The organism is Buttiauxella sp. (assembly GCF_035271705.1).
Classification (GTDB): Bacteria; Pseudomonadota; Gammaproteobacteria; order Enterobacterales; family Enterobacteriaceae; genus Buttiauxella.
The window spans coordinates 14,631-29,863 of sequence record NZ_DATERI010000094.1 but is presented as its reverse complement, the minus strand read 5'-3'; the positions used below and the strand labels follow the sequence as shown (position 1 = coordinate 29,863).

The following is a 15,233-nucleotide window of genomic DNA, read 5'->3' as shown; positions in this document are numbered from 1 at the left end:
ATACCCGTCGCCAATGGGCTATGACGGGGATAAGCGCCACGAGTGATTATTTTTTAGCATCCATACGTCGCCACATTTTTGCCGCTACCTTTCTGGCTTCGGCATAAATCGGTTCACAATCGAAGGCAAATTCACGGTCTTCATAAACCATCACGCCATCAATCATCACGCTATGAACGCTGGATGAGCCCATACCGAACGCCAGATGACCGCCGATATTTTCGGCCTGCAGTGGTGTTGGCGATAAGTAATCACAAATGGTGAGGTCGGCTTTATAGCCCGCGGCCAGGCAGCCAAATTTCGCATTAAAGTTGCGGGACAGCAGGGTATTACCGTTCCACAAATAGCGTGCGAAGCTGTCTGGCCACAGTGGGCCGCCTGCGTCACGGTGTTTGAAGAAGGCAAATTTCATCTCTTCAAACATATCTGAACCGATACCGTCCGTACCCAGAGCCAGGTTGTGGTATTCGGCAAGCTGGTGGTTGTAGCCAACATGGTTATTCATGTTGGATCGTGCGTTGTGGACGAGGAATCCGTCTTTCTCATTGAGCAGACGAATATCTTCTTTTGAAAGATACAGACCGTGGGCAATCAACGTTTTACTGTTGAGCAAGTCATACTCAGCGAGGCGTACCAGCAGATCTTTGCCGTATTTATCATGGCTATGAGAAACATCATATTGATCTTCGGCGGCATGAATATGCAGGCCACGACCCGTTAACTTAACCGCGTCAGAAAGCATCGCCAGCCCAGCATCAGGCACGGTAAATGGGGCATGAGCCCCGATATGGGCTTCAACCAGATACCGTTCTTTTCCAGCAGTACGGGCGTTATCAATGAGTCGTGCGAAATTAACGTTTTCTTCCACGCCGGCTTCAAGTTCCTCAAGCCCGCCATTGCGATCGGTCGTTTCAAAACAGGTCATGCCGCGCAGGCCAGCTTTCAGGAAAGCTTGACGTAACGTGCTGAGCGAACCGGCGATGTAATGAGGTGACGCGTGGTGGTCAATGACTGACGTACAGCCGCTTTTAATCGCTTCAAGCGAACAAATCAGCCCACTGTAGTAAAGCGATTCTTCGTCGAGTGTGCGGTCAAGTCGCCACCAGAGGTTTTTTAGTGTCGAGATAAAATCTGGGCAAGGAGGGATTTGCGCCATAATGCCGCGCGATAACCCAGAGTAGAAATGGTTATGCGCACAGACAATGCCTGGCATAACAATACGCCCGTGCATCTCTTTTACGGTTGCCGATGGGTAATCCCCAGCCAGCCCTGGGCCGACGTTGACTATTTCGCTCCCTTTAATCGCAATATCAACGTTTTGTTGTACTTGCGGCGGAGAAAATTGTACGGCAGTGACATTTTTCAGAATCAACATAATCAGGCCTCCACTTTTCCTAACAGATAGCGATGATGTGTATGCACATGGCTGATAATCCTGCAGATGTCCCCCAGTTCGTGCGGGGTGTCATGGAACTGGCCGTCATCGTTGATAGATAACTTCCATTCCTGTTGGTGCAGGCGGATGCTGATGTCGTTGCCGTCAGCGTAAAAGCCTGGGTTGCTGCTATTGGTGAAGTCTTCAGGCAAGCTGAAAATGGTTAATTTGTCTTTGTACGGTTTGCCTTGCCACGGGCAGAATTGGGCGCAGTTGCCGCATTCATTGCAGAACGCGTCAAGGTGCAGCGTCTGGAAGCGGTTCTGGAAGCCGGGAACGGCAATAGAAACATTGGCGCGGTTCGGGCAAACATCGACGCATTTGCTGCAGATGTAATTACATTCCAGGCAGCGTTCGGCCTCTTGTTTCACGAAGTTGTCACGGTCGTTTTTATGCACGAGTTGGACGGCGATGTTGCCTTTGCGTTGATAAACATGCTGCGGATCCACGTTGTTCCAGTATTTGTCACCGTGGCGAGAGTGAATGTTTTCACGCTCTAAAATGGTATCCGTCGCTCGCCGTGCGGTGCCGATGGCCGCCACAATCGAAGAAGGACCGCTTTGCACATCACCAATCAAGAACAGGCCCGGTTTGGTGGTTTCACCACTGTCAGATGCCACCGCTGGCCAACCTTGTTCATCAAGCGGCACGCCCATTGCAGCCAGCGCTTCACAATCTTGCTGTTCGCCAATGGCAGTAATTAAGGCAGTGAAATGCAGGGTTTCGGTTTTGTCAGATGCCACAGGGCGGCGACGGCCTGAACTATCCGCTTCACCTAATTCCATCTTCCGTACCGTTAACGAGCCATCTTCGGCAAAGTGTTCTGGGTTGGTCAGGAACATAAACTGCACGCCATCTTGCAGCGCTTCTTCATACTCTTCTCGCCATGCCGGCATTTCACTGGCAGTGCGGCGGTAAAGGACAGTGACCTCTGTTACACCCGGCACGCGAAGTGCGGCACGAGCACAATCCATTGCCGTGTTGCCTGCGCCCACGACCGCAACATGTTTACCGAGATTCAGTTTCACGCCGCGATTGTAGTCACGCAGGAAGGGCAGAGATTTGTAAACATTGCGGTTGTCACCCGCCAGTTTCACACCGCTGTTTTTATCGGTCCCGGTGCCGACCAATACATAGTGGAAACCGTCATTTTGTAGTTGTTCAAAGGTCAAATCTGGCGGGCAGCTATATTCAAATTTCACGCCATGGGCGGCGACAAAATCAATATCATGCCGGATAAGCTCAGCCGGAATACGGAACTGTGGGATCACGTTTTTCACCACGCCGCCCGCATTGGCTTCGCGTTCAAACACCGTAACTGGGTGCCCGGCACGTGCGAGGAAGTAACCAGCCGAAAGCCCAGCAGGGCCTGCACCGATTACCGCAACAGGGTGGCGGGAGCCTGAACCCGCAGGTTTATGCCAGCGCTGTTTGTAGCCTTCCCAGCCTTTTTCCAGCGCCACTTTTTTGAGTTCGCGGATATTCAGTGCGCTGTCGTAGTCCAGACGCGTACAGTTGCTTTGGCATTGGTGATCACAGATATGGCCGGTGATGGCAGGGAGTGCGTTGCGTTGGTAAATCACTTCCAGCGCATCGGTATAACGCTCTTCGCCCATCAGGCGGATGTATTCAGGAATATCTTGTTTAATGGCGCAGGCGCTGACGCAAGGTGCGACGTAGCAATCGATGAGCGGCAACGGGCCACCCGCATCAATCTTGTCTTCTGACTTCCAGTGTTTTTGTGTGTATTCCATGCTGATGGCACGTCTTGCCAGGGCTTCAAGGCGTTCAACGTCAACATGCATCAGTGAAGAGGCGTTTGATTTTTCTAGCTCACGCATGCAATCGAGCATACGCAAGTAACCGCCAGGTTTGAGCAAATCCGTCGCCATAGTGATAGGGCGAATACCGGTTTCAAAAATATCCCGAATGGTGAATTTGCTGGCACCGCCAGAATAGGAGATAGGCAGCAGGCCATCAAAGGCGCGGGAAAGCACTGCCGCTACGTTTATCGACAGCGGGAACAGTGCACGGCCTGACATATACATTTCTTCGCCAGGTAATGCGCCTTTGTTATTGATGGTGCCCAGGGTGTTGGTTAACTTAACGCCAAAACCGAGCTGTTTTTCTTTCGCCAGAGCCATTAACCGTTGCAGCATTTCCAGTGCCTGCTGGAGCTTCAGGTCATGGCCGAATGACTCTTCTTTCAGGCCGATATAGTCGAAACCACAAGTATCCAGAATCTCTCTGACGCGCTTATAACCGAGCAACGTCGGGTTGAGTTTCACGAAAGTATTCAGGTTTTTTTCTTCAAGCATGTAACGGCAAATGGCTTCGATTTCATCTGGCGGGCAACCATGCATGGTCGAAAGCGTCACACCTTTTACCAGTGTGGCAGGGATGGATTCAGACAGTACCGCCAGCTCTGGTTTATGTTCTATCAGCACAGCAAAGCGATTAATGAAGGCATCGTTTTGCAGCCACTGTTGCAAGGTTTTGCGATAACGCACGAAATCTGGATGTGCTGAGGCATCCATCATTGAATGGATAAACTGCTGCATCGGCGGCTGGCGAATGCCTTCGAGGTTGTATCCGACACTCATATTAAAGATAAATGATTTCTGCGAGTGTCCAGGTTTGGGTGAAAACACCTTTTCTAGCAAATGGAGAATGAACCAGGCTTTGAGATATTCGTCGTAAGCTTTGGGAAGGGTAAATTCGGTGGACCATTCGGTATTAAATGCTTCGTCTTCGGCATCAATACACGGTTTTTCCAGTTCGAGCCGATCAAGAATTTGTACGGTTTTCAGTTCGATAAAACGACCGCCAGTTAACCAGGACACGATAATGTTCTGTGCTAATTGAGTATGAGGGCCAGCCGCTGGGCCAATGGGAGTTTCACACGTTTCACCAAATACATTAAATGCGGATGTTGGACTCGCACGGTAAAACTGTTGAGCCGGAATCCCAAAGATAGAATTGCTCTGCTGATACTCATCGAAAATTCGCGTCAATAGCTCTTCGAACGGAACCGGACGCATAATATCTCCCATGACACTCTCCTTGCGACAAATTATAGGGCAATAGGGCTTGTGGCTTACCCACGGAAATAGTTGTCTTTGAATGTGCAAATATCGAGCCAGAGGAGTTAACTGAACTTATTGATAATAATAAATGCGAGCTGCTTCTAATATTGGTGTCGTTTTGTGAAATGCTTCACACTCGTCTTTTTGAGAATGAAAATCAATAATAGGCATCACTATCAAGTATTGTTTCTCACGCTGTTGTTAATTCTCATAAATGAAATCTAACTATCATTTTGATAAAAATGAGTCAGCAATAAGACATCCAATTTGAACGCAATCGATAAACTAAAAGAAGTCGCAAAAATAATGCCATTTGGTATTTCATGTCATAGAAATCACCCAGTGTGGTCGGTATTCTTTTGGAAGGATGGCTGTGGCTGAAATATACAATTAATTACAATATTAACTTCTGTAAATATAAATATCCAGTTCGTTACGATTGAAGAACATTATATTTACATTGTGTGGTGAGAATAATACTGATGGTGAATGTTCCTGAACCCTTGAATTCTATTTGCGATGAGAAGACATCATTAAGCCAGAAAACGGCAGTGATTAGTCTTGTGGGCGCAGGCGGGAAAACCAGTACCTTATTCTGGCTGGCCCGTGAGTTCACAGGTATGGGTAAACGCGTGATGGTCACCACCACGACGCAGATGTACTTGCCCGAAGAAAACATGCCCGTTCTGTTTTGCCGTTCACCCAATATGCTCCCGGGTGCCGCTTTTCCTACACCCGCTGTTGCCTGTTTTGCCGGCTGGAATCAAGAAAATGGCAAAGTGCTGGGGTTCTCTTCGCAGCAAATTGATGTGCTGGCAAAACGAAATATTGCCGATGTGCTGCTGGTTGAATCTGACGGATCTCGCGGTTTCCCGCTTAAAGCCCCAGCTTTGCACGAACCTTGCATACCAGAAAGTAGTCATTTCGTTATTGCCCTCACGGGTGGGCAAACAATCGGCCAACCAATAGGGCCGCAGAATGTACATCGCTGGCCATTGTTTAGCGCAATCACAGGCCTGCAGCAGGGGGAGCGGTTTGGTACTGATGCCCTGAAGCACTTTATTAACCACCCGCAGGGCATGTTTAAACAGGCTCCGTCACAGGCCAAACGCATCTGGCTAATTAACCAATGTTCTCAAAATGAGAATATTAACGGCATTCTGCCAGGCATTCTCGCCAGCACGGATATTGATGCTATTTGGCTGGGGGCGGTCCGGGAGTCTCCACCTATTACCCAGGTCTTACAGCGCAGTGAAAGCGCTGTTAGTTGATAAAAATTTGTCGAGGCAATCATGAAGATTTTCGCAGAAGCAGCAAAACTGGAGCAACAAAACAGCCCCTTTGCGCTGGCTCAGATTGTGGATAGCCGGGGTTCAACACCGCGTCATTGCGCACAAATGTTGGTGCGAAACGATGGCAGCGTGATGGGCACGATTGGCGGTGGAATGATGGAGCGCAGGGTGATTGAAGAGTCGTTGCTGGCCATTACCGAGCGTAAGCCTCGTTTATTTCATGGCCGTATGGCGCGTAAAGGTGAAGATGCTGTCGGCTCCGATTGTGGCGGGGCGATGACAGTTTATATCGATGTTCATGGTCATAACCCGCGGCTGGTTCTGATTGGTGCAGGGCATGTTAACCAGGCGATTGCGAAAGCTGCGGCTACGCTGGATTTTAATATTCACGTCGCGGATGTGTATGCCGATAGCCTAAATCCCGATTATTTCCCTCCGGCGACGCGTTTATTACAGGCGGCAAGTTTCACCGAAGCCATTGAAACGTTGCAAATTGAACCTGAGGACTATGTCGTTATTGCCACCAATAGCCAGGATAAAGAAGCGCTGGATTGTCTTATTCATCGCCCGGTGAAATATCTTGGTTTGTTGGCAAGCCGCCGCAAAGCCCAGACATTCATCCAACAATTGCGCACCAGGTGTGTCCCTGAAACTGAACTGCAGAGATTGCATGCCCCGATTGGTTTTAATATTGGAGCGGAAACACCGCAAGAAATTGCTATTAGTATTTTGGCAGAAATAGTACAGCACCGTCATCAGGCCCCCGGTGGCCCAATGAATGCGCAGGAAACAGCGGGGCAGTTGGTGGTGATTCGTGGTGCGGGTGATATTGCGACCGGCGTGGCATTGCGCCTCTATCATTCAGGTTTCCGTGTGGTGATGCTGGAAATGGCGAAGCCTACGGTGATCCGTTGTTCGGTGGCTTTTGCTCAGGCAATGTTTGACGGCGAAACGACCGTGGAAGGGGTGACAGCTCGCTTTGCTGCGGATGTTGATGAAGTCCCGGCACTACTCCGCGCGGGAATAATCCCGGTATTAGCAGATGAAAAGGCGAGTTTGCTGCCTGCACTGCGGCCCGATGGTCTGGTGGATGCCATTCTGGCAAAAACCAATAAAGGGACATACCGTGGAATGGCGCCGGTAACCATCGCATTGGGTCCTGGATTTGAAGCAGGCAAAGATTGTGACGCCGTGATTGAAACGAATCGAGGGCATTACCTGGGCCGCGTTATTTACCAGGGGAAAGCGCAGGCGAATACCGGCATACCGGGCAATATCAATGGTGAAACCACTCGTCGGGTCATGCGCGCAGAGGTGGCCGGGAAAATACGAAGTTGTGTGAAGCTGGGTGATGTGGTGAGCCAGGGTGATATTGTGGCCTACATTGACGACACGCCGGTAAGGGCCCCTTTAGATGGAATGGTGCGCGGATTGCTCAATGACGGTTTGAGCGTGACTGTCGGTTTTAAAATTGGTGATGTTGACCCACGAGGACTGGCGGCAGATTTTACCACGGTGTCGGATAAGGCCCGTGCCATTGGCGGTGCGGTGCTGGAAGCAATGATGGCATCACCAAAAAAACCAACGCAGCGAAAAGAGGTACCGATCAGGGAAGCGGCACTGGTGGATTAATCCCGCTTCAAGTTGATGAGGTTCCGTTCATCTCTTACAAGGTGAACGGAACCTTAAAAACAACATCTTTTACGGGCAAATCACTGTCCCCGTTTCCCCTCGATACCTTTTTGGCTTTCTCCAGTACCGTCATCAGCGTAGTGGCAAATTTCCGTCGCTCTTCACATTTCTACATTCTGAAGTCACGCTGGTTGAGCAATATCGCGTGTTTAAACATCGGATTTAAACATCAGATTTAAACATCGGAGTAGTTAAAAGGTTGGCGTTTGATAAAACGCCCACGCCCCGCAACACCGGTAAATTCCCCCTGGCTCCAAATTGTTTCGCCGCGTGACAAGGTGTAGCGTATTTGCCCCTGGCAAACCATGCCTTCGTATGGGCTGTAATCGGCGTTGTCATGCAGTTCGCAGTGGCGAATCGAGGTGCTGGTTCTGGGATCGATAATCACCACGTCGGCGTCGAAACCTGGGGCAATGCTGCCTTTTTGTGGCCACAATCCGAACAATTTCGCCGGCATGGCGCTGGTCAGTGAGACAAAGCGTTCTGGTGAAATACGCCCACTCATTACACCTGCGGAAAACAGCAACAGTAAGCGGTTTTCCACCCCTGGCATCCCATTTGGGCAATGGCTGAAATCGCCACCTGAGAGTGCGATTCGTTGTTGATAAGGGAATGTACAGTGGTCGGTGGCGACGACATCAATTGCGCCATCGCTGATACCGCACCATAAAGCGTCTTGTTCGCGTAGGTCACGCAATGGTGGGCTGAGAATAAATTTCAGCGCGTCTTCGCGCAGATACGCGCGTTCATCCAGCATTAAATATTGCGGGCAGGTTTCCACCCAAACTGGCTGATGGCGCACTTTTGCCAGCCGTAAGTAGTCAAGCCCGAGGCCGTTGGACAGATGGACGATATACAGCGGCGCATTGCCCGAAAGCCGTGCCAGATTAATCATCCTCGCGATGGCTTCTGCTTCACATTCCGGTGGGCGGCTGCGGGCGTGATAAATCGGGGCAGTGAGCCCTGCGGCAAGAAAATCAGTGCGTCGTTGGGCAATAACGGCATCATTCTCTGGGTGCACGGTGGTCAGCGCTCCGACTCGTTAAGCCGCTGCAACGCGCGTAAAACATCACTGTCGTTGAGTTTATAGAGATAGGTCAGATAGAGTTTAAAACTGCTGATCCCTTCATCGACCATGGAGGGGATCTCATCGATGATGGCGTCATTAATGTGCTGGATGACCCCGTGAAAGCTATAGTCAATAACGGCTTTATCACGGGCATAGCCGTGATATGCCTCTAATTGGTGGTGCAGGTTACATCCCGCTGGGCCGAATCCCATATGGTCAATAATGGTTGTTGTCCCACCACACGCAGCGGCGCGGGTACCGGTAAAAAAATCATCGCAGCTACGGGCCATTCCGACGTCAATATTAAAATGGGTGTGAACGTCGATCCCACCAGGCATGACGTAGCAGCCTGAGGCATCAATGATTTCACAATCGTCAGGTATGGGAATATCCGCAGCAACCTGTTCGAACAGACCGTTGGCGATTAACACGTCATGTTGTGCCTGGCCCGTGGCATTCACCACACAACCGTTTTTAATCAGTACTTTTTTGGCGTGTTTTGGGGCAGGGATCATGATGATAAACCTCAACGTAGGTCGGATTAGCGTAGCGACATCCGACACTTTTATTTATAAACAGGCGCAAAAGGTGGATGTCGCTAACGCTAATCCACCCTACAACTGCATCAGTCAAAATTATTTCTTCAGTTCAGACAGGTAGGCCAGCGGAATCGAGGCGTACAGCGCAGCACAAGTCACCAGGTGCTCTTTCCAGGTTTTTTCATTCGGCGCATGGGCTTCAGGTTCTTTACCTGGACCAAAACCGATGACTGGAATACCGTGACGTCCCATGATGGAAACGCCATTGGTTGAGAACGTCCATTTGTCCACTACCGGATCTTTGTGGAACAGGCCCTGGTAGGCTTTGCTGAGAGTTTTCACTGTGATGTGGTCTTCTTCCACTTTCCAGGTCGGGAAGTAACATTCTGTTGGATACACAAGGCCGGTCCACGATGGGCGGTCATATTCGTACATCGACACGGTCGCGTTGGCGGCTTTGACCGCATCGAGTGCACGGATTTCTTCCAGCGCACCTTCCCATGATTCACCCCAGGTCAAGCGACGGTCAATGGAGACGGTGCAACTGTCAGCTACAGCGCAACGGCTTGGTGAGGTAAAGAATATTTCAGAAACCGTTAAGGTCCCTTTGCCGAGGAACTCGTCATTGCCCAGGCGGGTTGCCAGTTGTTGTAATTCGTTAAGGATTGGACCCATTTTAAAGATGGCGTTATCACCGCGCTCTGGTGCGGAACCGTGGCAACTCACCCCCTGGACATCGATGCGGATTTCCATGCGCCCGCGTTGCCCACGATAAATCTGGCAGTCTGTGGGTTCGGTACTGACTACGAATTCTGGACGAATCCCTGATTGTTCAATGATGTACTGCCAGCATAGCCCGTCACAGTCTTCTTCCTGAACCGTGCCGGTCACCAGCAAGGTGTACTGATCTTCCAACCCCAAATCTTTGATAATTTTACCGGCATAAACCATTGAGGCCATGCCACCTTCCTGGTCAGATGCGCCACGTCCACCAATTAACTCTTCGGTTTCCATGCCCTCATAGGGATCGAATGACCAGTTTTTCATGTTGCCGACGCCAACGGTGTCGATATGGGCATCCATGGCAATCAGGTGCGGACCGTGGCCAATGTAACCGAGAATATTGCCCATTGGATCGATGTCGATTTTATCGAAACCGACTTTTTCCATCTCTTCTTTGATGCGATGCACGACGCGTTTTTCGTCGCAGCTTTCGCTTGGGATGGCAATCATGTCGCGAAGGAAGCGCGTCATATCAGCTTTGTAGTGTTCAGCTTTTTCTAAAACCAGTTCAAATGGAATCTGCTTAGTCATTTCTCTAACTCCCTTAATGAAACGCTTCAGTGAAACGCTTGGATTCACGCTGTTGTAGGGTAAGTACCTTCCCAGACCACTTCGCGATAATGCTTCACGTCGGTATCCCCTTCGGTATTGATGACCAATACGACGGAATCGCGGTTAAGGCCCAGTTTTGCCATCAATGTTTCGCGCAGCGGATGGTGATGAACGGCGGCGAGCACGCCGAGGCCGACGGCTCCCGATTCGCCAGAAACAATACGTGGGTCATTACCGAGTGGATTACCCAGTACGCGCATGCCAAGAGCGGCAACCGAGTCCTGGCAGGAGATAAATTGCGTGGCGCAGTCGCGAAGCACTGTCCAGCCGAGCGGATTAGGTTCACCACACGCAAGGCCTGCCATGATGGTCGGCATATCGCCGCCTACGTTGACAATCTCCCCTTTCACGCCTGAGCGGAAAATACAATCGGCCAGTTCAGGTTCAACGACCACAGAGTGGAGATGCTGCGGCCCATAAACATCGGCCAGATAACCCAGCACACCCCCCGCCATCGCCCCGACACCGGCCTGTAAAAAGACGTGGGTTGGCCGTTCGATGCCAAGCTGTTTTATCTGTTCGACAGCTTCATCGGCCAGGGTCGAATAGCCCTGCATAATCCAGGTTGGGATTTTGGTGTAGCCTTCCCAGGCGGTATCTTGTACGACTTCCCAGCCACGTTCTTTGGCGGTTTTCATGGTCATCCGAACGGTATCGTCGTAATTCATATCGGTGACGATGCATTCCGCGCCGAGGTTCAGAATGTGATCGACACGTTCTTGTGCTGAACCTTTCGGCATATAGACCACCGCATTCTGCCCCAGTTGCCGTGCAGCCCAGGCCACGCCGCGACCGTGATTACCATCGGTAGTCGTGGCGAAGGTCATTTTTTCTTTGATCGTGTTTTTGATTTTCTCAAAAGAGAAATCGTTGATATCCATCTGGTATTTTTCGCACAATAACTGCGCGATGGCGTAGGTGCCGCCCAGCATTTTGAAGGCATTCAGACCAAAACGTTGTGACTCATCTTTCACCAGGATCTTGCCCACACCGAACAGGTTTGCAAGCGCGTCGAGCTCACACAACGGGGTCGGTTGGTAACCGGCAATTTTCTGGTGAAAAGCACGGGCTTTACGGGTTTGTTCACTGGTGAACAGCGGGGATATTTCACCATTAAATAAACGGTTTTGTTCAATGGCTAACTTCAATGAGAATACAGACATAACCCAACCTCATTTAGCAAAAGGCGTTTTGCTGGAGGAGACTCTGGCCTGCAGGCCAGAGTCCATTTTATTTGACTCGTTTATTTGACTCGTTTAGTGGCATCTTTAAGCAGTTGCTCAAGCACCTGACCAGGATTTGCGTATTTGCGTGACAGGATCATCGCGGCGATGATGTAAGGCTTCCAGCTGGCTTCTTTGTAGGTTTCGATGCGGTATTTTTCGAACACGCCTTCGGTGACTTCACCTTCTTTACAAGAAACACCAGAAATATCAGCAGGCAGGCAGTGCATATAAAGCGCTTCGCCGTCGCGAGTCAGCTCCATCATCTCTTCGGTGCAATGCCAGTTTTTGTGGTTGGCATTTTGTGCCAGACACTTTTTCTCAAGCTGTTTCAGCCCGTCGTGATCATTGGCTCGCAGCAGGGTTGTGCGCTCTTCCATGACTTTGTAAGGCGCCCAGGATTTTGGATAGACGATATCAGCATCTTTAAACGCCTCTTCCATTGAGTTGACCTGACGGAAGCTACCACCAGATTCTTTGGCATTGTTTTTTGCCACTTCCACAACTTCAGGGATCAATTCATAACCGTCTGGATGAGCCAGTGTGACGTCCATACCAAAGCGGGTCATCAGGCCGATGATGCCTTGTGGAACCGACAGTGGCTTGCCGTAGCTTGGGGAGTAGGCCCAGGTCATGGCGATTTTTTTGCCTTTAAGGTTTTCCAGCGAACCAAAATGTTCACGCAGCCAGGCCAGATCCGCCATGGATTGTGTCGGGTGATCGATGTCGCACTGCAGGTTGACCAGTGCAGGACGCTGTGGCAACACACCTTGCTCGTAACCCTCATCCAGAGCCGCACCGACTTCACGCATATAAGCGTTGCCGGCACCGAGGAACATGTCATCGCGAATACCGATGGCGTCAGCACAGAAGGAGATCATGTTGGCGGTTTCACGGACTGTTTCGCCGTGGGCAATTTGTGATTTACCTTCATCAAGGTCTTGTTGCGCAAGACCCAGCATGTTCAGCGCGGAAGCGTAAGAGAAACGGGTTCGGGTCGAGTTATCACGGAAAACTGAGATGCCCAAACCATTGGTAAATACGTTAGTGGCAATGTTATCTGCGCGCATTGACTTGAGTGCTGCCGCAACGTCGAGGACTTGCTTAAGCTCGTCCGGACTCTGTTCCCAGGTTAATAGAAAATCCTTTTCATGAAGATGAGAGTTAAGTTTGCTGAGATCTTTAATTAAATCATTCATCGTTTTCATCAAAACACCCTTTGTAATGACTGGTCGCAGGACTGCTGTACTGTGCAGAATTAACCCAACAAATTTGTTTGAGCTATTTAGTCATTAACAATAAGTATGCCAGGAGAGGAAAAATGGCTGATTGACTGAGAAGGAGGAATTGAATTTGTGAACACACTCGCAAAAAGGACGCTGTCTTGACGAGTTGATTATGACTTGTTTCAATTATGTAAAAATAAAATTCAATGATAACGAGATAATCCTGGCAGTGGGTTGGGGATTTTCATCAATGGGCCCTTCAAATTGATAACCACTATGGGTGAATTATCACTTTGATAATTAAGCTGTAAATTTTTATAAGAAATTAATTGTTAGCAAATGAAATTAACCGATAACTGTCAACGTTTTCATTTTTCAGATTGATATTATAAGCCGTGTCTATGAGGTTAGTGGAAGTATCATTAGACGGTGAATGGATGTGATTCTTTAATTGTAATGGAGACTATCAAATATGATGGCTGTAAATACTCAGTCGGTGTTGATGCAGATCCAACCGACAATCATCCGGTTTGCTAAGATGCTGGCTAGCGTATTGCAACTGGAAATCGAGATAGTTGATATCAACTTGGTTCGCGTGGCAGGCACTGGGCCGTATGAAAAGTCTTTAGGGCATAAACTCAATACCAATGCGCCATTATTGAAGTATGTCATTGAGACAAAAAAAGAAAAAGTCGTTACTCAGCCGGGTTCTGACCCTCTTTGTAAAAAGTGTGTTGATAAGCATAATTGCCGTGAAAAAGCCTTCCTCGGTACACCGGTCATTTTTCAGAACACCTGCGTTGGTGTTATTAGCCTGGTGGCACTTAACTATGAGCAACAAGAACGGATAAGAGACAATTTGCGAGAGTTCTCCGATTACGTTCAACATATTTCTAGTATTTTTATAACAAAATTGCTCGAAGACCAAAATGGTGGGAGCAACTCAAGTCGGATGCTGTTAAGTCTGACCGAACATATGGATCAGGGCGTATTGATCCTTGATAAAAATAACCAGTTAAAATTTGCGAATCCTGTCGCATTAAAAAAACTAAATGCCACTCATGAGCAGGTAATGGGGAAGACGTTTGCTGTGCGTGCACTCACTTTTCAGAATTCTTTCTCAAGCGGGCATATGCAATATATTATTTCCTTCGATGACCGCAGCGAAATAATTATTGGTCAGTTACATTCTGTGCAGGACAACCAAGTTTTTTTAATGGCTTTCCATCAGTCACACACGTCTGTCAATACTGAATTAAGCAACGAAGTCCCACACATTGAACATCTCATTGGTGAGTGCCCGCCGATGCAAGTGTTAAAGCGCTTGATAAGCCGCATAGCACCTGGCCCGTCGAGTGTGATGATTTCGGGTGAAAGTGGCACCGGTAAAGAAGTGGTGGCGTGGTCGATTCATAAACTCAGTAATCGTAACGATAAACCCTTTATTGCAATTAACTGTGCCGCCATCCCTGAACAACTGCTGGAGAGCGAACTGTTTGGTTACGTCAAAGGTGCTTTTACTGGGGCGTCGACCAACGGTAAAGAAGGGCTGATTCAGGCCGCCGATCAGGGTACGCTTTTCCTCGATGAAATTGGTGATATGCCATTAATCATCCAGGCAAAATTGTTGCGTGCCATTGAAGCTCGTGAGGTTCAACCCATCGGTGCAAGCAGGCCAATCCCTGTCGATATTCGCATCATTTCCGCTACCAACCAGAATCTGGAAAAGTATGTTGCCGAGGGGAAGTTTCGCGAGGACCTCTACTACCGCCTGAATGTTATACCGGTAACACTGCCACCGCTGCGGGATCGCAAAGAAGATTTGTCATTGTTGATTCACTATTTTCTTAATTTGCACACCAAGCGCATTGGGTTGGTTTACCCTGGCATTGCACCTAATGTGATGGCATTGCTGGCGGATTATCACTGGCCAGGAAATTTGCGTGAGCTCAGTAACATGATGGAGTACCTGGTCAACGTCGTCCCACCTGGCGAAGTGATTACCACCTCGCTATTGCCACCGAGCCTCGTCAATCAACGGCATATTGTGGCTGATATCTCCATCTCCCACACGGAACGAAATAACGATTACAGTGAACTATCTGAAAATGGAACGCATGCGCTGGAGGATATGGAAAAAAATCTTATTGCCGAAGCGTTGGTGCGCCACGGTAGTAAAAAACTGGCCGCGGATGAACTGGGGATAGGGATTGCGACGCTGTATCGCAAGATTAAGAAGTATGAGCTGGTCCCCGCCTGAAACGAATTCAGGTCGA

The 15,233-nt window shown here is 49.3% G+C and carries 8 protein-coding genes and 1 pseudogene; 3 read left to right on the top strand and 6 right to left on the bottom strand.

Features of this window, described 5'->3' with window-relative positions:
• Nucleotides 1–46: 46 nt before the first annotated feature.
• Nucleotides 47–1,375 carry a putative aminohydrolase SsnA gene (gene ssnA / locus VJY99_RS08475; RefSeq protein WP_324117612.1) on the bottom strand — a complete coding sequence of 443 codons (1,329 nt, stop codon included), beginning with the start codon at nt 1,373–1,375 and terminating at the stop codon, nt 47–49.
• 2 nt (nt 1,376–1,377) lie between these two features.
• Nucleotides 1,378–4,488 (bottom strand): putative selenate reductase subunit YgfK, encoded by a 3,111-nt coding sequence (ygfK, locus tag VJY99_RS08470; protein WP_324117611.1) that lies wholly within the window; start codon nt 4,486–4,488, stop codon nt 1,378–1,380.
• Nucleotides 4,489–5,003: 515 nt separating this feature from the next.
• On the opposite strand from ygfK, the gene yqeC reads away from it, so the two are divergent.
• Nucleotides 5,004–5,792: a selenium cofactor biosynthesis protein YqeC gene (yqeC, locus tag VJY99_RS08465; protein ID WP_324117610.1), complete on the top strand. Its 789-nt coding sequence runs from the start codon at nt 5,004–5,006 to the stop codon at nt 5,790–5,792.
• Nucleotides 5,793–5,813: 21 nt separating this feature from the next.
• A complete protein-coding gene (gene yqeB, locus VJY99_RS08460; RefSeq protein ID WP_324117609.1) occupies nt 5,814–7,445 on the top strand; it encodes a selenium-dependent molybdenum cofactor biosynthesis protein YqeB in 1,632 nt (543 codons plus the stop codon).
• 235 nt (nt 7,446–7,680) lie between these two features.
• On the opposite strand, the pseudogene hydA reads toward yqeB, so the two are convergent.
• From hydA to ygeW, 4 genes and pseudogenes are all read right to left on the bottom strand, one after another.
• A pseudogene (gene hydA, locus VJY99_RS08455) lies at nt 7,681–9,089 on the bottom strand (dihydropyrimidinase).
• 120 nt (nt 9,090–9,209) lie between these two features.
• A complete protein-coding gene (locus VJY99_RS08450) occupies nt 9,210–10,427 on the bottom strand; it encodes a YgeY family selenium metabolism-linked hydrolase (RefSeq protein ID WP_324117608.1) in 1,218 nt (405 codons plus the stop codon).
• 44 nt (nt 10,428–10,471) lie between these two features.
• Nucleotides 10,472–11,671 carry a diaminopropionate ammonia-lyase gene (gene dpaL, locus VJY99_RS08445; protein WP_324117607.1) on the bottom strand — a complete coding sequence of 400 codons (1,200 nt, stop codon included), beginning with the start codon at nt 11,669–11,671 and terminating at the stop codon, nt 10,472–10,474.
• Between the two features lie 80 nt (nt 11,672–11,751).
• A complete protein-coding gene (ygeW, locus tag VJY99_RS08440) occupies nt 11,752–12,939 on the bottom strand; it encodes a knotted carbamoyltransferase YgeW (RefSeq protein ID WP_324117606.1) in 1,188 nt (395 codons plus the stop codon).
• A 490-nt stretch (nt 12,940–13,429) separates the two neighbouring features.
• Between ygeW and VJY99_RS08435 the strand changes: the two genes are divergently transcribed.
• Entirely contained in the window at nt 13,430–15,217 is a 1,788-nt protein-coding gene (locus VJY99_RS08435; protein WP_324117605.1) for a sigma 54-interacting transcriptional regulator, read from the top strand.
• Nucleotides 15,218–15,233: the final 16 nt, after the last annotated feature.